General features: G+C 68.8%; 15 protein-coding genes. 8 read left to right on the top strand and 7 right to left on the bottom strand.

What is annotated here, in order from left to right; genetic code table 11:
- Positions 1-60 precede the first annotated feature (60 nt).
- Entirely contained in the window at positions 61-3,516 is a 3,456-nt protein-coding gene (locus ASF08_RS08225) for an SbcC/MukB-like Walker B domain-containing protein (RefSeq protein WP_056143670.1), read from the top strand.
- Positions 3,517-3,561: 45 nt separating this feature from the next.
- Here ASF08_RS08225 and ASF08_RS08220 read toward each other — a convergent pair whose 3' ends face one another.
- The 6 genes from ASF08_RS08220 to ASF08_RS08195 all read right to left on the bottom strand — a co-directional run bounded on the left by ASF08_RS08220 (position 3,562) and on the right by ASF08_RS08195 (position 8,514).
- The gene (locus ASF08_RS08220; RefSeq protein WP_056143667.1) at positions 3,562-4,500 is read right to left on the bottom strand and encodes an ABC transporter ATP-binding protein; all 939 of its coding nucleotides are present in this window, start codon (positions 4,498-4,500) and stop codon (positions 3,562-3,564) included.
- A 25-nt stretch (positions 4,501-4,525) separates the two neighbouring features.
- Positions 4,526-4,789, bottom strand: a complete 264-nt coding sequence (locus ASF08_RS08215; protein WP_043765043.1) for a hypothetical protein — start codon at positions 4,787-4,789, stop codon at positions 4,526-4,528.
- A gap of 213 nt (positions 4,790-5,002) precedes the next feature.
- Positions 5,003-6,694, bottom strand: a complete 1,692-nt coding sequence (locus ASF08_RS08210; RefSeq protein ID WP_056143663.1) for a SpoIIE family protein phosphatase — start codon at positions 6,692-6,694, stop codon at positions 5,003-5,005.
- The gene (locus ASF08_RS08205; RefSeq protein ID WP_056143658.1) at positions 6,691-7,548 is read right to left on the bottom strand and encodes a GGDEF domain-containing protein; all 858 of its coding nucleotides are present in this window, start codon (positions 7,546-7,548) and stop codon (positions 6,691-6,693) included. Before ASF08_RS08205 ends, ASF08_RS08210 begins: the two co-directional genes overlap by 4 nt.
- A gap of 5 nt (positions 7,549-7,553) precedes the next feature.
- A complete protein-coding gene (locus tag ASF08_RS08200) occupies positions 7,554-7,949 on the bottom strand; it encodes a DUF1987 domain-containing protein (protein WP_056143656.1) in 396 nt (131 codons plus the stop codon).
- A 13-nt stretch (positions 7,950-7,962) separates the two neighbouring features.
- Complete coding sequence (locus ASF08_RS08195) at positions 7,963-8,514, bottom strand: SiaB family protein kinase (RefSeq protein WP_018046037.1); 552 nt, start codon at positions 8,512-8,514, stop codon at positions 7,963-7,965.
- A gap of 346 nt (positions 8,515-8,860) precedes the next feature.
- Here ASF08_RS08195 and ASF08_RS08190 point away from each other — a divergent pair, with 346 nt between their 5' ends.
- From ASF08_RS08190 to ASF08_RS08165, 6 genes are all read left to right on the top strand, one after another.
- Positions 8,861-9,934 (top strand): HD-GYP domain-containing protein, encoded by a 1,074-nt coding sequence (locus tag ASF08_RS08190; protein ID WP_308445004.1) that lies wholly within the window; start codon positions 8,861-8,863, stop codon positions 9,932-9,934.
- Between the two features lie 319 nt (positions 9,935-10,253).
- Positions 10,254-10,877 carry an FMN reductase gene (gene msuE / locus ASF08_RS08185; protein WP_056143652.1) on the top strand — a complete coding sequence of 208 codons (624 nt, stop codon included), beginning with the start codon at positions 10,254-10,256 and terminating at the stop codon, positions 10,875-10,877.
- Positions 10,878-10,972: 95 nt separating this feature from the next.
- A complete protein-coding gene (ssuC, locus tag ASF08_RS08180) occupies positions 10,973-11,761 on the top strand; it encodes an aliphatic sulfonate ABC transporter permease SsuC (RefSeq protein WP_018046040.1) in 789 nt (262 codons plus the stop codon).
- A gap of 51 nt (positions 11,762-11,812) precedes the next feature.
- On the top strand, positions 11,813-12,658 hold the full coding sequence (locus ASF08_RS08175) for an ATP-binding cassette domain-containing protein (protein ID WP_056143649.1): 846 nt from the start codon (positions 11,813-11,815) through the stop codon (positions 12,656-12,658).
- 46 nt (positions 12,659-12,704) lie between these two features.
- Positions 12,705-13,868, top strand: a complete 1,164-nt coding sequence (gene ssuD / locus ASF08_RS08170) for an FMNH2-dependent alkanesulfonate monooxygenase (protein ID WP_056143646.1) — start codon at positions 12,705-12,707, stop codon at positions 13,866-13,868.
- A 252-nt stretch (positions 13,869-14,120) separates the two neighbouring features.
- Positions 14,121-15,095 (top strand): sulfonate ABC transporter substrate-binding protein, encoded by a 975-nt coding sequence (locus ASF08_RS08165; RefSeq protein ID WP_056143641.1) that lies wholly within the window; start codon positions 14,121-14,123, stop codon positions 15,093-15,095.
- Between the two features lie 7 nt (positions 15,096-15,102).
- On the opposite strand, the gene ASF08_RS08160 is transcribed toward ASF08_RS08165, so the two are convergent.
- Positions 15,103-15,819 carry a hypothetical protein gene (locus ASF08_RS08160; protein WP_187273524.1) on the bottom strand — a complete coding sequence of 239 codons (717 nt, stop codon included), beginning with the start codon at positions 15,817-15,819 and terminating at the stop codon, positions 15,103-15,105.
- A gap of 284 nt (positions 15,820-16,103) precedes the next feature.
- Here ASF08_RS08160 and ASF08_RS08155 point away from each other — a divergent pair, with 284 nt between their 5' ends.
- On the top strand, positions 16,104-16,814 hold the full coding sequence (locus tag ASF08_RS08155) for a L,D-transpeptidase family protein (RefSeq protein WP_056143639.1): 711 nt from the start codon (positions 16,104-16,106) through the stop codon (positions 16,812-16,814).
- Positions 16,815-16,822 lie beyond the last annotated feature (8 nt).

The following is a 16,822-nucleotide window of genomic DNA, read 5'->3' as shown; positions in this document are numbered from 1 at the left end:
CGCGAGCCGACGGCGTCCATGCCGGGCGACCGACACGCCCCGCAGGGAGCCGCCCGACCGGTGTACCGCCTCACCGACATCGTCCTCTCCAACTGGTACCTGATCCGGCGCGAGCAGATCCGCATCCGGGGGGCGGCTGCCCTGGTGGGGCCGACGGGCGCCGGCAAATCGACGATCTTCGATGCCGTTGGAACGGTGCTGGCCGGCAACAATGCCAGCCGCCTCGCCCTCAACGCCTCCGCCTCGGGGCGCAGCGCCCGCACGGTCCGCGATTACTGCCTCGGCTGGATCAGCGACCCGGCCGAGGGCGGACGCCCGACCCGCGAGGCCTGCGAGACCCTGATCGTTCTGGTCTTCGAGAACGAGACCACCGGCCGCGTCGTCTCGGTGGGCCTCGCTTTGGCGGCCCGTGCCGAGGACAGCCGCGAGACCACGCTGTCGCGCTTCATCGCGGTCGGCCATCGCTTCGAGATCGCCGATTACGTCCGCGAGACCGCGGAGGGCAGCTTCGTCGCGCCCTGGCCGGAGATCGCCAAGGACCTGCGCATCCAGGCCGACCGGTTCGAGGAATTCCGCTCGTCGGGCGAGCGCTTCACCGCCGAATTGCTGGCGCTGATGCGCGAGGGGGCGTCGAGTCCGGAGCCACGGCATTTCCTGCGCACCTTCTCCAACGCCGTGGCGTTTAAGCCGATCTTCGATTCCTCCGCCTTCGTGCGCTCCTTCGTGCTCGAACCGGAGCCCCTGGACGTCGCCCGCATCCGCCAGTCGGTGGAGAACTGGCGCCGCCTGCTGGAGACGATCGAGGAGTTGGAGCGCCGACTCACGCATCTCGGGCGCATCCTGAAGCGCTACGAGACCTGGGCCGAGGCCAGCCTCTCGGCCACCCTCGACGATCTGCGCGCCGCCAGCGCCGATCTGCGCCGGCGCATCCTCGATTACGCGACCGCCCGCTCCAGGCTCGGCGAGGTGGCCGAGCGCCTGCGCATCGCCCGCGAGAGTGTGGCCACCAGCCAGGGGTTCGTGCGCGAGATCGACGGGGAGATCGCCGGCAAGAAGGCGATGCTCGCCGGGAGCCAGGGGGAGGGGCGGCTCGCCGCCTCCAATGCCGGCCTCGCCATGCTGGCGCGCGACAAGCGCGACCTCTCCGCCCGCGTCGCGGACCTCGTTGGGATGGTGCAGGAGGCGGGCAAGCTCAACACCCTGTTCTCCGAGATTCAGCGGATCGATCCCGACGCCGCCCGGATCGTGGCCGCGTGCTCGCGCTCCGGCCTGCGCCGCGAGGCGCCCCCCGAGGAATCCCTGCGCATCGACGGCCCCCTCGGCGGGTTGATCGAGATGCTCGCGGCCCTGCCCGACATCGCCACCCCCCTCGACACCGCCGCCGAGGATATGGCCCTGCGCGCCCGGGCCCAGGAGAAGGAGGCGCAGGCCCTCTCGGCCGAGATCGGCACCGGGCGGACGGGCGGCGCCCGCCTCTCCTGCGACACGGCGGGCTTTCGCGACGAGCTGGCCCGGCTCGGGATCGAGGCCACGCCGATCTGCGAGCTCGCCGAGATCACCGATCCGAAATGGGGGCCGGCCCTGGAGGGTCTGCTCGGCGGCGCCCGCGAGGCCCTGGTGGTGGAGCCGGACAGGCTCAACGAAGCCTTCGCCCATCTCGAGGCCCGCAAGAGCCAGTTCTACCGCTGCTTGCTGGTCAAGACCACCGACACCGCGCGCCGCCGGGGCGGGCGCGACGACGAGGGGCCGATCTCGCTGATCGAGACCCGCGATCCTCACGCCCAGGCCTTCCTCGCCGCGCGTCTCGGGGGCTACGATCTCGCCCCGAACGACGCGGCCCTCGCCCATATGAGCCGCGCGGTGGCGCCGAGCGGCCGTTCCACCTCCGGCATGGCCTATTCCGTGGTGCGGCCGGTCCAGTTGATGATGACGCGGGGCAGCCGCGGCCCCACGGCGGAGGGACGGCAGAACCTGGAGCGCGCGGTGGCCGAGGCGCGGCGCCTGCGCGGTGAGGCGGGCGTGCTGCGCGAGGCCGCCCGCATCGCCGCCATGCTGCGGGTCCGCCTCGCGGAAGCGAATCTCGACATCGTCTCCCTGCGCCAGGAGGCCGACGCCATGGAAGGGCGCCGGCGCAGCCTCACCACCGAGCGTGAGGCCGTGGAGAAGGCGGATACCGGCGCGCTGGAGGCCGAGATCAAGGAACTCGCCAAGGAGCGCTCGGCCTATCTCACGGAGCTGGTCCAAGTTCTGGAGCCCAAGCGCGACGCGCTGCTCGGCGAGGAAGCTGGGCTGAAGGCGAAGGTCGCCACCGCGCGGGAGGCGATACGCGGCGCGCTCCAGGCGAGGCGCAGCGCCCATGCGCGCTGGATCGCCGGTGATTCCGTCCGCATCCGACTTGTCCGGCCGGATGGGTTCGATCCGCTGGCGGTGGCGAAGGCCCGGGCCGACGCCGCAGGCCTCGAATCCAAGGAACTGGCGGCTTTGGCCAATGCGGCGCGCGGCGCCGCCCGCGAGGCGATGGAGACGGCGCGCACGCAAGGCCGTGCCGCCGAGCGCGATCTCGCCGAATATTGCGTGCAATGGCGGATCGAGAACCCGCTCGGCAACGGCGACGCCCCGGCCTCCTTCGGTTTCTCCTGGGTCGCCCGCGCCCATGACGAGGTGGCGGGCCACGAGTTGCGGCGCTATCGCGACCAGGCGGTGCGGGCAGAGGGCGAGATGCGCCGCCTCATGACCGAGGACCTGCTGACGCGCCTCGCCGACAAGTTCGAGCGGGTCCGCACCCGCCTCGACGCCCTGAACGAACGCCTCTCCACCCAGACCTTCACCGGCCAGACCTACGCGTTCGAGGCGACCGTCGACCGCCGCTACGCCGCCGTGCATGCCCTCGCCACAGAGGTGGCTCGCTCGGCCGACGCGGCGCAGGCGATTCTGCCGGGGGAAGGCGAGGAAGCGCCTTCGGGGCCGCTCGCCGCCGCCATCGAGGAGATCACCGCCCTGATCGCCGGGGACGAGAGCGCGGCGCGGCTCGCCGATTACCGCAACTATTTCGTCTACGAGATCGGCATGCGCGACAAGGCGGGCAACCGCACCACCATGTCGAACCGGGCCCTGCGCGGCTCGGGCGGCGAGGCGCAGGCGCCGTTCTACGTGGCCATCGCCGCCTCGCTCGCCTCGGCCTATTACCCCGGCGACCGGCCCGGCGACGAGAATCCCGGCCTCGGCCTCTGCCTCCTCGACGAGGCCTTCTCCAAACTCGACGTGCGCAACTCGCAGGCCCTGGTGGACCTCTATCAGGCCTGGGGGCTGCAACTCCTCATCGCCGCCCCGGAAGACAAGCGCACCACGCTCACCGAGGTGATGGACACCATCGTCACCGTCTATAAGAGCCCGGACCTGACCTCGGTGCGGATCGAAGCCGAGCATCCGCTGGAGACGGCCAAGCGCGCGCTGGCGGCCATCAACCCGGAGCGGCAGGGAATCGAGACGTTCCGGGTCTCCGACGCGGCGGAGTGAGGGGGGTATCCTCCCTCACTGCGCTCGGCCTTGACGAACGCGCGATCAGGTCCGCCGCGATGCGGCGTCTCGGATCGCGGTGAGAGTCAGAATGGCGGGGGCACCGTTCCCCGTCACCGCGAGGTGATCGGCGCCAGTGGAGAGAAGCAGCGCCAGGGCGTCCTTCAGCGATGTCTCGGCCGTGACGGACGGCGCATCCGCGGCCTCACCGGGAACCGCGACGACACCCGCTTGCGTCAGCGCGAGACGCCGCAGAGCACGGTCCTCGCCGACGAAGCTCTCCACGAAGGCGTCGGCGGGGGCGACCAGGAGGCGGTCTGGCGTGTCGGCCTGGACGATCCGGCCCTCGCGCATCAGCACGACGCGATCCCCCATCCGCATCGCCTCGTCGATATCGTGGGTGACGATGATGACGGTCTTATTGAGCCGGCGAAGTATCTCGCCGATCTCGCTTTGTAGCCGGCTACGCGCTACCGGATCCACGGCTCCGAAGGGTTCGTCCATGAGGAGGACGGCCGGGTCAGCCGCCAGGGCGCGGGCGACGCCGACGCGCTGGCGCTGACCGCCGGAGAGTTCGTCCGGCCTCCGGTCGCGGTAGTCCCGCGGATCGAGGCCGACGAGGGCGAGCATCTCGTGCACGCGATCCGCGATCCGGGCGCGGGACCAGCCCGACAGCTTTGGCACGGTGGCGACGTTCTCGGCGACGGTCCGGTGGGGGAACAGGCCGATGCCCTGCAGGACATAGCCGATGCCGCGGCGCAGCCGCACCGGATCGACCCCCGCCACGTCGCGTCCGTCGAGGAGAATGCGCCCGGCATCCGGTTCCACGAGCCGGTTGACCATGCGCAGGGTGGTGGATTTGCCACAGCCGGAGGGGCCGATGAGGACGCAGGTCGTGCCTTCCGCGATGTCGAGGTCGATCCCATCGACGGCCGGTCGATCCGCGCCGGCAAAGCGACGGGAGACGCCCTCGAACCGGATCATCGACCGAGCCTCGCGGGCTCGGATCTCAGCAGCCGAGGCAGATCGAACCCATCGTGGTCCGCATCTTCCGGTCCCAGGCCTTGTCGCGGGCGGCGGAGACCTTCTGCGCCTTGAGCATGTCGCCTTCGGTCGAGGCCCGGTTGAAGGTGGAGGTCGGCGGCTTCGTCACACCCATGGCGGTGGTCATGCGCTTGGGGGCCGGCTGCTGCGCCGTGGTGGAGGGCTGCGCCTGGACGGGCATGGCGACAAGCAGGCCCAGACAGACGGACGCGGCAAGGAAGCGTGTCATGATCGATCTCGACTTTTCGAATGTGTAGAAACGCAGCAGAGGCAAACGAAGATCGCGCCCCGAATACCAGCTCTCTTCGTCCATCATGACGGCAAGGTTGAGGCGTTGCGATGCGATCTCTCGAATGGCAGGCGTGGATAGTGCCGAATTGTCGTGGGGCTTAGCGTGTGCCAGCGCACCGGGCGACGATCGTTTCGGTCACGGAGTGGTGGGTCACGTCTGTCGTTTAGGGCGGAACGCGACCAGGGTCATGTCGTCCCGGGGTGTCTCGGAGCCGCGATAGGCGGCGAGCTCGGTTTCCAGTGTCCCGATCTGCCGGCCGAGTTCCTCCCCGCGGGTGCGCAGGAGGATATCCGCGACACCGCGATACCCGAGCAATCGACGCTGCGTACCGTGAATACCCATCTGGTCGGTGATGCCGTCGGTCATCAGGTAGAAGGTGTCCCCCGGCGCCACATCCAGGATGACGTTCCCGGTGCTGAAGCTCTCGCTCCCCTGGCGCGGATAACCGAGTCCCCGCTTGGCCCCCCTGATCCGGGTCACCCCCGCATCCGTGACGGTGGTGAGCGACAGGCCGGCGCCGGCGAAGGTCAGGCGCCGTGCCTCCGGGTCCCAGATGCACAGGCCGCAATCGAGCCCGTCATCGGAATCCGAACCGCGCCCGTCCTGGCGCAACTGGGCGCGGACCATCTCGTCGAGGACCGTCAGGATCTCGGCCGGCGAGCGAAGGCCGCGCTCGTGCAGCACGCGGTCGAGGGCGGTGGCGACGATGAGCGTGATGAACGCGCCCGGTACGCCGTGGCCGGTGCAATCGGCCACGACGATGATGCTGACGTCACCGAGGCGTTCCAGCCAGAAATAGTCGCCGCCGACCTGATGCAGCGGCTCCCACAGCACGGCGACATCGAGTCCCGCACCGGCCAGCGCCATCCGGTCGGGCAGGACGGAGGTCTGGATGCGACGGGCGTAGCCGATGCTCTCCATGACCTGGTGGTTGGCGTCGGCGAGCTTGGCATGGGCGAGTTCGAGGTCGGCGAGGAGCTGCTTCGCCTCGTCGCCGGCGCGCAGGCCCTCCACCATGCGGTTGAAGGCCGAGGAGATCACGTCGATCTCGTTGCTGGCCCGTATGGCGCCGTCGAACGCCACCGTCGACCAGCGCTTGTGCTCGACCTCGCGCATGGCGAGCAGCAGGCGCTTCAGGGGGGCGAGGACGTGCTTGCGCACGTTGGCATGCAGGGTCAGCACGAAGGCCAGCATCAGCACCAGGCTCGCCCCGACCGCCAGGAGCGCCTGCTTCTCCGCATTGGCGCGCAGTGCTTCGGTGGAAAGTCCCAGCGTCAGGCTTCCCACGGGCTTCGCCTGGCCCGCCAGGGTGATGGCGGTGGAGGCCCGGATGAGCTCGATGCCGCGTCCCCCCGGCATCTCGCCGATGGACATCACCAGGCCGCCCTCCGCGTTCCAGGCACGGACGAAGCGGAACGCCGGATCGAGGGTCAGGGCCTGGACCTGGGTCGTGTAGACGTCCGGCCGCTCGCTCCAATCGGGTCGGGCGATGGCCTGGGCGGTGAGGGCGACGAGAAGGTTCGCCCGTTCGGTATAGAGCCTGAGACTGTCGTTGTAGTTCACCCAGGCGATGCCGACCTGCGTCGCCAGCACCACGATGGCGATCACCGGGTAGATCCGCAGGAACAGGGTGTGCGCCAGACTGTCGAGGTCGCGCCCGCGGGCCGAACCGCGCAGGGCGCCCGGGCGCATCGTACCGGGCGCGGATGTCGACACGTCGGTGAAACCGGCCAGTTCCAGGAAGTCGTCGCCGCGCAGGGGACCGCCTCCCCTCAAGGAGCGCTTGCGGGTGGGGGAGGCGACGGCGGGCGTTGCCCCCTCGGCCGCAGGATCGAACGTCATGGCGGCGGTCCGTCCGCGGACGGGCCGCGGGACGGGCGGACACAGCCCCGTCCGGCATGTTTGGCCGCATAGAGCGCAGCATCGGCCCGGCCCAGAGTCTGCTCGAAGGTCTCGGTTCCCTCGATGGCGGCGATGCCGATGCTGACGGAGAGCGCCAGCGGTCCTCCGGGCCACGCCACGCCGGTTTCCCCGACGAGGCGGCAGATGTCTTCGGCCACCGTGAGCCCGGCATCGGCCCCGATCTCGGTGAGCAGAATCGCGAATTCCTCGCCGCCCATGCGGCCGATCACGTCCACCTTGCGCAGGCGCCTCCGGCAGGTCTCGACGAAGCTGGCGAGGGCCGCGTCTCCGGCGGCGTGGCCGAACTCGTCGTTGAGGCGCTTGAACCGGTCGAGATCCGCCATGAGGAGGCAGGCGGGAACCCGGTCGCGCTCGTATCGCAGCCATTCACGCTGGCTGATCTCCATGAAACGGCGACGGCTCACCGCGCCGGTGAGGTCGTCGGTATCGGCCAGATGCCTCAGCTTCGCTTCGAGCCGGGTCCGATGCTCGATCTCGCCGGACAGCGCCTCGTTGAGGGCCTGTAGGTCGCGTTGCTGCTCGGCGAGGCGGTGATTCGCCTTCTGCAGGTCGAGCTGCATCCGGTCGCTCATCCTCACGAGGCGGCGCTGCTCGCGATAACTGCGCCGGTAGGCTTCGGCGAGTTGCTGGACGCCGCCCGCGACCTGCGCGAGCCCCGCCAGCATCCCATCGGTCTTCCCCAGGACCGCTTCCTCGGTATCGTACAGACTGAACGCGTCGCCGACGACGGGGGGATGGTCGGTTGGCGGAACGACCCCGGGCTTGGCCTTCATCCGTGTCAGTTCCCCGCCTGCGAGGTCTCGACGAGATCGAAACGTGCATGGGAAAAGTCGGAGGCGAAATCCTCCCCGGCCTCGGCGATGGTCTCGTCGCCCTCGGCGTAGAGCCAGCGGATGGTGACGCCACGGCCTTCGCCGGCTGCGGCCTCGAGGGGCATGAACAGGTTCATCAGTCCCTTGGCGCTGGAACTGTTGAAATAGACGAGGGCGACCTCGAACACGATCGGTTCCGGACCCGACAGGGCGAGGTAGGACCGCAGGGACTGGAGCAGGGGGCCGAAGAAGGCCGCGGCATCCTCCGGATACGATTCGCCGCTCAGCCTGAAACGGCCGGCTCCGAAGTCGAAATCCACCTCGGGGGATCGGGCGGTCGCCGGAATTTGAATGCGGTCCATCGCCGGGGCGCCGTCAGATATAGGCTTTGAGGCAGAACAGACTGCGCTCGTCGCCGAGATCGTGAAAATCGAACTCGACGGGAGCACTCGACCGGCGAGCGATCTCGATCAGGCCGATGCTCCCTCCGAGGCTGCCCTCGTCGGGGGGCTGGCGCAGTTTCTCGCGGTAGAAACGCTTGAGTTCTTCGCTGGACATGCCGGCAATGTGGTCCAATCGCTCATGCAGAACGGCGGCATCGGCCTTGGGAACCTCGTTGCCGCACACGACGAAGAAGCGCGCGTTCTCGACGCCGACCACGATCATCCCCGCACTGATCATGCCGCAGGACGCCTTGTCCCCGGGGAGCTTGTCGGCCGAGTAACGAATGATGTTCTGGGCCTGCTCGACGAAGATCGAGAACACCCGCTTGGCGATGGTCGCGTCCGTCTCACCCTGGATCATCCGAAGCTTCAGGACTTCGCCGAGGGAAAACAGCACGTTCTCCGAGATGTCGCCGCCGAACGACAGGATGATACCGTTACGCTTCGATGTCTCGAAGAAGGATTTGAAGTCCCGCGCGAGCACAGCATCCTCCTCCCGATGGCGGAAGGTGCCGCACGGTGAGCGCCCACCTTCACTGCCCGACAGCACTAACCCAAAGGCCTCTACAGAGAGTTACCGCCTCGCAATCTGGCGGAGTGCGAGCAAATTCCATTCCATCCGGTTAACCAGGACGACAGGATTGGACGACCCCGCGCCATGGTTCCGACAGGAGAACTATCTCGGTCCAAGGTGTCGATGATAGATCGGACGGCATCGGGTTCGTTCTGCGAAAAGAAACAATTTATAGGGATTTGTTTCTGTAAAACTCGCGAGCGCGCCTGTGTTTGGGCACGAACCCAGACCTTGCCGGTCTGAAGCGGATCGGATCGTGACACAAGACAAGTCCGTCCTCATCGTATCGGATCGACCGGACCGGGTGAGACTGCTGGCGCGCGCCATCACCACCATCATGCCCTGCCGCAGCGTTCTCGGGGACCAGTCGGCTCCCGCCATCCTGCCCGTCGTCGCCGTCATCGATCTGGATCCCCGTGACGGCGTAGCGGCGGCCTGGGTGGTCCGTCTCCTGGCGATGCGCGTGCCCTGCCTCGTTCTCACGAATGCGCCCGCCCACATCCCGGACAGGGCGAATCCGGCCCTGCGCGTCACGGCGGCCGATACCCCGCGCCCGACCATTCTCTCCCTCCTGTTCAGCCTCATCGATGCCGGCGAGAAGCTGCGCACGCGTCACGCCGGCGAGACCGCCGCATTGGAAGGCAGGGCGCACCGCGCCTGCTCCGTGGTGGCGGACCTGTTCCATGCGGCGCAAGCCGATCGGCCGATCTCCTCGGAGGAGGCCGATGCGGGAACCGACGTCATTCTGGAGGCCGTTTCCGAGGGTGGCATCCGCGCGTGGCTCGAGGTGATCGGACGCTACGACGAACTCCTCTACCAGCACTCCCTCAGCGTCGCCGGCTTTGCCGCGGCCTTCGGCTTCCACCTCAAAATTCCCCGGGCCGACCGGAAGCGCCTCGCGAAAGCCGCGTTGCTGCACGATATCGGCAAATCGAAGATTCCTCTGGCCATCCTCAACAAGCCCGGTGCGCTGACCTCGGCCGAGATGGCGACCATGCGCACCCATGCCGCCGCCGGTGCCGACATGCTCGCCAGGCAGGAGGGGTTCGATGCCGCCATGCTCGACGTGGTCCGGCATCATCACGAGATGCTCGACGGCAGCGGCTACCCGGCCGGCCTCACCGGCGATGCGATTCCGGATCTCGTCCGCCTCGTGACGATCTGCGACATCCACTCGGCCCTCACCGAGCGGCGGGCCTATCGCAATCCGCTCCCGCATGCCGAGGCCCATGCGATCATGCTCGGCATGACGGGCAAGCTCGACATGCCGCTCCTGCGGGCCTTCCAGCCCATCGTCCTGCAATCGAGCCATGGCGACGCATTGGTCTAGCGCCTCGCGGCGTTCGGTTTACCGAACCCTGTCCGGTTCAGGTGGAGCGTTCTTCCAGGGCGGACCCGTCGATGGGCCGTGATTCTGCATGAAATTGCCAAGTCGAAAGTTTCATCTCCTACGGGGACATCTTGCCGAAGACCGATCTCCCATGCCTCGTTCTTTTAAAAGCACGTTTCGTTGACCCGGATCGCCGCTGCCATCACATTTCGGTAACGATGCCGAGGGGCATTCCATGACCGGACGGCCCGCCATGACTGGACGGCGCGTTCGGATCAAAGTCCCCGGCGCATTCCCGTACCCGATCGGTAGGCGCTCGATGTCCCTTCAAGGCAGCTCTTTCTCAGGCCCGCTTCCGCGCATCGTCGGCTTCAGCGCCAACCTGCAGCGTCCCTCGAAGACGCGTGCGCTGGTCGAAGCCGTGGCCGAGGCGACCGGCGCGCGGCTGCGCGCCGACATCCGCCTGTTCGACGTGGTCGATGCCGGGACCGGCCTCGGCGCGGCCTGGTCGCGCGACCAGCTCTCGCTGCCCGCTCGGCGCATCCTGGAGGCGATCGAGAACGCGGACGCGCTCATCGTCGGAACGCCGGTCTACAAGGGCGCCTATACCGGCCTGTTCAAGCACCTGTTCGACTTCGTCGATCCGGCGGCCCTGGCGGGCAAGCCCGTCGTGCTCTCGGCCACCGGCGGGGGCGCGCGGCACGCCCTCGTCGTCGAGCATTCCCTGCGGCCCCTCTTCGGCTTCTTCAGCGCGCAGACCGTCCCGACCTCGGTCTATGGCAGCGACGCGGACTTCTCCGACGGCGTCCTCGTCGACGAGGGCGTGCGGGGCCGCGTTTCCGATGCTGCGGCCCAGCTCGCCGCGCTGCTCGGCGCACGGGCGAAGCCCTCGGCTTCGTTCGAGGCCGCGCCGGCCGCCGCCTTCGCCGCTCCGAACCGATAGCCCGCTCGGACGACCGGGGCGCCGGCCGGGCGATGCGCCCGACGGCGCCGGGATCGGCGCCTCCTACAGAGCCTCAGTCAGCAAGGGCTGGACACATGTCACGGCAGACAACCCTCGGTTCCGACATCCTCGGCCGCCTGACGCCCTGGCTCGTGCCGGTGGCGATCATCGCCGGTTGGCAGGCCGCGGCCTCGACCGGCCTCGTCTCCACCCGTTTCATGCCCGCCCCCTCGGACGTGATCGCCGCGGGCTGGCAGGCGAGCAAGACCGGTGAACTCTGGACCAACCTCTGGATCAGCTTCCTGCGCGCGGCCGTCGGCTTCCTCATCGGCGGCAGCATCGGCTTCGCCCTCGGCCTCGCCAACGGCCTGTCGCAGCTTTCAGAGAAGCTCACCGACACGACCCTGCAGATGGTGCGCAACATCCCGCACCTGTCGCTGATCCCCCTGGTGATCCTGTGGTTCGGCATCGACGAGGAGGCCAAGCTCTTCCTCGTGGCCATCGGCGTGTTCTTCCCGATCTACGCCAATACCCTGCACGGCATCCGCTCGGTGGATCCGCAACTGGTGGAGATGGGCCGGGTCTACGGCATGTCGCCCACCACCCTGTTCCTGCGGGTGGTGCTGCCCGGGGCGCTGCCATCGATCTTCGTCGGCCTGCGCTACGCGCTCGGCATTATGTGGCTCACGCTCATCGTCGCCGAGACGATCTCGGCCTCGTCCGGCCTCGGCTACATGGCGATGCAGGCGCGCGAGTTCATGCTGGTGGACGTGGTGGTGCTGGCCATCGTCATCTACGCCCTCCTCGGCAAGATCGCCGACACCCTGACCCGGCTGCTGGAGCGTTCGTTCCTCGCCTGGAACCCGGCCTACCGGAACATCTGAGGGGCATCGCGACATGCCCCCGTTCTTCGATCAACCCCACGGACGACGTCCATGACCGCCTCCACCCTGCTGCGCCCGCCCGACGCCGCCCTCGCGCCGCCCCGCGAGGTTCCCGTCGCGCCCCAGGCCCGCCAGGCCACGCGCCCCGCGCCCGTCACGGGCACGGGGGTCGCCGTCACCCTGCGCGGCCTGTCGAAATCCTTCGACGGCCATCAGGTGATCGAGGGGCTCGACCTGCACATCCCGGCGGGCCAGTTCGTGGCCATCGTCGGCCGCTCGGGCTGCGGCAAGAGCACCTTGCTGCGCCTGATCCTCGGGCTCGAACAGCCGAGCGCCGGGCGTATCGACCTGGAGAGCCCCGGTGCGCGCTCGGCCACGAAGCGCATCATGTTCCAGGAGCCGCGCCTGCTGCCCTGGGCCAGGGTCGTCGACAACGTCGCCGTAGGGCTCGGCGGGGCCGGGCGGCGCCAGGAACGGCGCGAGCGGGCGGCGGCCGTGCTGGCCGAGGTCGGCCTCACCGACAAGGCCGGCAACTGGCCGGCGACCCTATCCGGCGGCCAGCGCCAGCGCGTCGCCCTGGCGCGCGCCCTCGTCAGCCGGCCGGGCCTGCTCGCCCTGGACGAGCCCCTCGGCGCGCTGGACGCCCTGACGCGCATCGACATGCAGGACATGATCGAGCGGATCTGGCGCAACCAGGGCTTCACCGCCATCCTCGTCACCCACGACGTCGCCGAGGCGGCGGCCATGGCCGACCGCATCCTCGTGGTGGAGGAGGGCCGCGTCGCCCTCGACCTGACCGTGGACGTGCCCCGCCCGCGCCGGCGCGGCGACCCCGAACTCGCGCGGCTGGAAGGCCGTATCCTCGACCATCTGCTGAAGGACCGTGCCCCGGTCTGATCCCCGGACGAGCGCGATTCCACCGGCACAACATCAGGAGCATCCCATGACCGCAGAGACCGACGTCCTCTGGTTCCTTCCCACCCATGGCGACGGCCGCTACCTCGGCGCGCAGGAAGGCGCCCGCGACGTGTCGCTGGCCTATCTCCGCCAGATCGCGCAGGCCGCCGATGAACTCGGCTATTACGGCGTGCTGCTGCCCACCGGCCGTTCCTGCGAGGATTCCTGGGTCATCGCCTCGGCTCTCGCCGCCCTGACGAAGCGCCTGCGCTTCCTCGTGGCGGTGCGTCCCGGCCTGCAGGAGCCGTCCATGGCCGCGCGCATGGCCGCGACCCTGGACCGGATCTCGGACGGGCGCCTCCTCATCAACGTCGTCACCGGCGGCGATCCGGTGGAGCTGCGCGGCGACGGCGTCTTCCTCGATCATGACGAGCGCTACGTCGTCACCGACGAGTTCCTGCATGTCTGGCGCGGGCTGATGTCCGGCGAGACGGTGAATTACGAAGGCAAGCATCTCAAGGTGGAGGATGGCCGGCTCATCTTCCCGCCGGTCCAGAAGCCCTATCCGCCGCTGTATTTCGGCGGCTCCTCGCCGGCCGGCATCGAAGTCGCGGCCGAGCATTGCGAAGTCTACCTGACCTGGGGCGAGCCTCCGGCGGGCGTCGCCGAGAAGATCGCCAAGGCGAAGGAAGCCGCCGACCGCAAGGGCAAGACCTTCTCCTACGGCATCCGCCTCCACGTCATCGTCCGCGAGACCGAGGGCGAGGCCTGGGCGGCGGCCGAGAGCCTGATCTCGCGCCTCGACGACGAGACCATCGCGCGGGCGCAGGCCACTCTCAAGCGCCAGGATTCCGTGGGCCAGAGCCGGATGATGGCGCTGCATGGCGGCGACCGCTCGAAGCTCGAAGTCTCGCCCAACCTCTGGGCCGGCGTCGGCCTCGTGCGCGGCGGCGCCGGCACGGCGCTCGTCGGCTCGGCCGATCAGGTGGCGGACCGGATGAAGGAATACATCGATCTCGGGATCGATCGCTTCATCCTCTCCGGCTACCCGCATCTGGAAGAAGCCTACCGCTTCGCCGAACTCGTCTTCCCGAAGCTGCCGCTTCGCGCCACCACCGGCGTTCCCCCGAGCAACGCCCGCAACAACGGCCCGTTCGGCGAAGTCATCGCCAACGACATCGTCCCCAGCCGGCGCATCGCGGCGCATTGAGGGAGAGCATCGCCTCTCCCCGCTCGCGGGGACAGGGCCGCGACGACTCCGTCGTCTTCGCGGCGAGGCGGCAGCCGACGGTGCGGGGCTGACGCCGAAGGAGGTTTTTCCGGTGAGTCCCCCTCACCCTCGTTCCGGCTTCGCCTGCACTCACCGGATGCACGACAAGGTGCATCCGGTCCCCTCCCCGCCCGCGGGGAGAGGCGGCGCTCTCACCGGTCACCTGTTCCAGACGCTGTACGAGGACATTCCATGCCCCGTTCCACCGCGCGCACCCTCTCCCCGCCTCGGCAGACGACCCTCGCCTTCCTCACCGCCCTCGCGTTCCTGATCCTCGGCACGCTGCTGGCGCGCGCCGAGGACAAGGTCATCCGCATCGGCTACCAGAAATACGGCACGCTGGTCCTGCTCAAGGGCAAGGGCCTGCTGGAGAAGAAGCTGGCGCCGCTCGGCTACCGGGTGAGTTGGGCCGAGTTTCCCTCGGGGCCACCGCTGCTGGAGGCGTTGAATGCCGGGGCCATCGATCTCGGCTCGGCCGGGGAGGCGCCGCCGATCTTCGGGCAGGCCAACAACCCGGATTTCCTCTACGTCGCCCACGAGCCGGCGGCTCCGTTGGGCGAGGCGATCCTCGTCGCCAAGGACAGCCCGATCAAGACCGTCGCCGATCTGCGCGGCAAGAAGATCGCCCTGAACAAGGGCTCGAACGTCCATTACTTCCTGGTCGAGGCCCTGGCTAAGGCCGGCGTGCCCTACGAGGCGGTGACGCCGGTCTTCCTCGCGCCCGGCGACGCGGTCGCGGCCTTCTCGCGCGGCGCCGTCGATGCCTGGGTGATCTGGGACCCCTTCCTCGCCTCGGGCGAGCGGGCCACCGGCGCGCGGACCCTCGTCAACGGCACCGACATCGTGCCGAACCGGCAGTTCTACCTGTCGACGCGCCGGTTCTCCGACGCGAACAAGGAGGCGCTCGATACCACCCTCGCCGCGATCGGCGAGATCGACGCCTGGGCCAAGGACAACACCGACGCGGTGGCCGCCGAACTGGCCCCCGCCATCGGCATCCCGGCGCCGGTCCTCACCGTGGCCCTCAAGCGCCTGACCTACGGCGTGACTCCGCTGGACGCGGCCGTGATCGCCGATCAGCAGAAGGTGGCCGATACGTTCCACCGCCTCGGTCTGCTGCCCAAGCCCATCACCGTCTCCGACGCCGTGCGGAAATCCGGGAGCTAATGGGGCTCTACCGTCTGGCCGGCGCCGGCATGAGCCAGCGCAGGACGAGATGGGTCGTCCCGCACAGGACGAGGGGGATGACGACGAGAAGGCTCGTGAACCAGGCCCAGGCCGGCATCATCGTCTGTGCGACGGCGTCGCTCATGCCCCAGACGTAGTTGATGTTCACGGGCGTGAGCCCGGCATCGGGGCGCGGCCCGGGCATCAGGAAGAAGCACACCAGCAACACGGCGATGGCGAGGCCGGACCACGCCGCCCAGGCGCGCCGGTCGTAGCCGAGGCGCCAGACCAGGTAGACGAGCAGGAACGGCAGCCAGCCGTGGAACAGCGAGAGCCCGCGCAGGAACAGCGGGTTCTCGGCCTTGAACATGTAGGCGGTCATGCCAGTGAGCGGCACGCCCACGAGTTCGGCGACGAAATCCGCCACCCACAGGATCTGCGGCGCCAGGATGCCCACCGTCGGCATGGAGACGAGGAGCGGGCTCTCCCGCCAGATGCCCACCAGGGTGAGCAGCAGGGCGACGTCGCAGAAATAGAGGAAGTTGGTCGGCCCGTACCAGCTCCAGTAGACGGGCACGAGCACCGCCATGAAGGCCGTATAGGCGAGCTTGAGGGCCAGCGGCAGGCGTTGTGCGCTCGCCGGTTCGAGGGATGAAGCGACGTCGGCCAGGGCCGCTTCCGCGACGGCGAGGGGATCGGTCGCCGGGACCATGCTGCCGCTCATGTCCGATCCTCATTCATGTCCGCCGCCCCTTCGTCCGTCGAATCACTCGGCCGCTCGGAAGCTTGGCCGAGCCGGAGGACATACGAATTCGCGCGCATTGGGCGTGACGTGCCGCACGCGAGGATCGCCGCCGTTGCAGGAGCCACCCCTTGCTTCGAGAGGATGGATAGAGAGGAAGTGCCGAGCTTGCCAGTCAAGTCGGGGGTCGGTTAACTCAGCTTGGCAGGCAGCTCGTTCGCCGGAGCGTTGTGCCGTCGGGCCACAGGACAGGAAAGTCCGGAATCATGACGATGGACGCTGGGAAGGCCGCTGCCGGCGGGATGGACGAGAGTGCCCGGCTCGGTGGCAGGACGGGGCGTCTCAGCCGCCGTTCGTTCCTGGCCGGCTCGGCCGCCGGGTTCGGCGCGCTGGGGCTCGCCGGTTGCGCGACGACCGACGGCCTGATCCTCGCCGAGGCGGCGAAGATCTACGGTCCGATGCCGGACGAGAAATTCCCGATCCCGGCCACCGACATCAGGAAGGTCGACCCGAAATACTATCGCCGGACGGTGCGCTACGAAACCAAGGAAGCGCCCGGCACGATCATCGTCGACCCCGGCAACTTCTATGTCTACCGCATCGAGGAGGATGGGGCCGCCACCCGCTACGGCGCCAATGTCGGCCGTGCCGGGTTCCTGTGGAGCGGTGACGCCTATGTCGGCCGCAAGTCCGAATGGGCGACCTGGACACCGCCCAAGGAGATGATCCAGCGCCAGCCCGAGGTGGCCAAATACGCCCGCGGCATGCCGGGCGGCCTCGACAACCCTCTCGGCGCCCGCACGCTCCACCTCTACCAGAACGGCGCCTACACGCTCTACACGATCTACGCCTCGAGCGAGCCCGACTCGATCGGCTCGGGCATTACGAGCGGCTGTGTCGGCCTGCTCAGCCAGGACATGATCCACCTGTATTCGCGGACGCCGGTGAAGACGAAGGTGGTCGTCCTGCCCGCGTAGGGAAAAGG

It is taken from the genome of Methylobacterium sp. Leaf85 (genome assembly GCF_001422125.1).
GTDB classification, from domain to species: Bacteria; Pseudomonadota; Alphaproteobacteria; order Rhizobiales; family Beijerinckiaceae; genus Methylobacterium; species Methylobacterium bullatum.
Note: the sequence above shows the minus strand (reverse complement) of the source record. Positions and strands in the feature narration are given on the sequence as shown.

Coding starts and splice junctions, on each gene's coding strand:
- ASF08_RS08220 (WP_056143667.1), bottom strand. CDS start 4,500: ATGATCCGGTTCGAGGGCGTCTCCCGTCGCTTTGCCGGCGCGGATCGA.
- ASF08_RS08215 (WP_043765043.1), bottom strand. CDS start 4,789: ATGACACGCTTCCTTGCCGCGTCCGTCTGTCTGGGCCTGCTTGTCGCC.
- ASF08_RS08210 (WP_056143663.1), bottom strand. CDS start 6,694: ATGACGTTCGATCCTGCGGCCGAGGGGGCAACGCCCGCCGTCGCCTCC.
- ASF08_RS08205 (WP_056143658.1), bottom strand. CDS start 7,548: ATGAAGGCCAAGCCCGGGGTCGTTCCGCCAACCGACCATCCCCCCGTC.
- ASF08_RS08200 (WP_056143656.1), bottom strand. CDS start 7,949: ATGGACCGCATTCAAATTCCGGCGACCGCCCGATCCCCCGAGGTGGAT.
- msuE (WP_056143652.1), top strand. CDS start 10,254: ATGTCCCTTCAAGGCAGCTCTTTCTCAGGCCCGCTTCCGCGCATCGTC.
- ssuC (WP_018046040.1), top strand. CDS start 10,973: ATGTCACGGCAGACAACCCTCGGTTCCGACATCCTCGGCCGCCTGACG.
- ASF08_RS08175 (WP_056143649.1), top strand. CDS start 11,813: ATGACCGCCTCCACCCTGCTGCGCCCGCCCGACGCCGCCCTCGCGCCG.
- ssuD (WP_056143646.1), top strand. CDS start 12,705: ATGACCGCAGAGACCGACGTCCTCTGGTTCCTTCCCACCCATGGCGAC.
- ASF08_RS08165 (WP_056143641.1), top strand. CDS start 14,121: ATGCCCCGTTCCACCGCGCGCACCCTCTCCCCGCCTCGGCAGACGACC.
- ASF08_RS08160 (WP_187273524.1), bottom strand. CDS start 15,819: ATGAGCGGCAGCATGGTCCCGGCGACCGATCCCCTCGCCGTCGCGGAA.
- ASF08_RS08155 (WP_056143639.1), top strand. CDS start 16,104: ATGACGATGGACGCTGGGAAGGCCGCTGCCGGCGGGATGGACGAGAGT.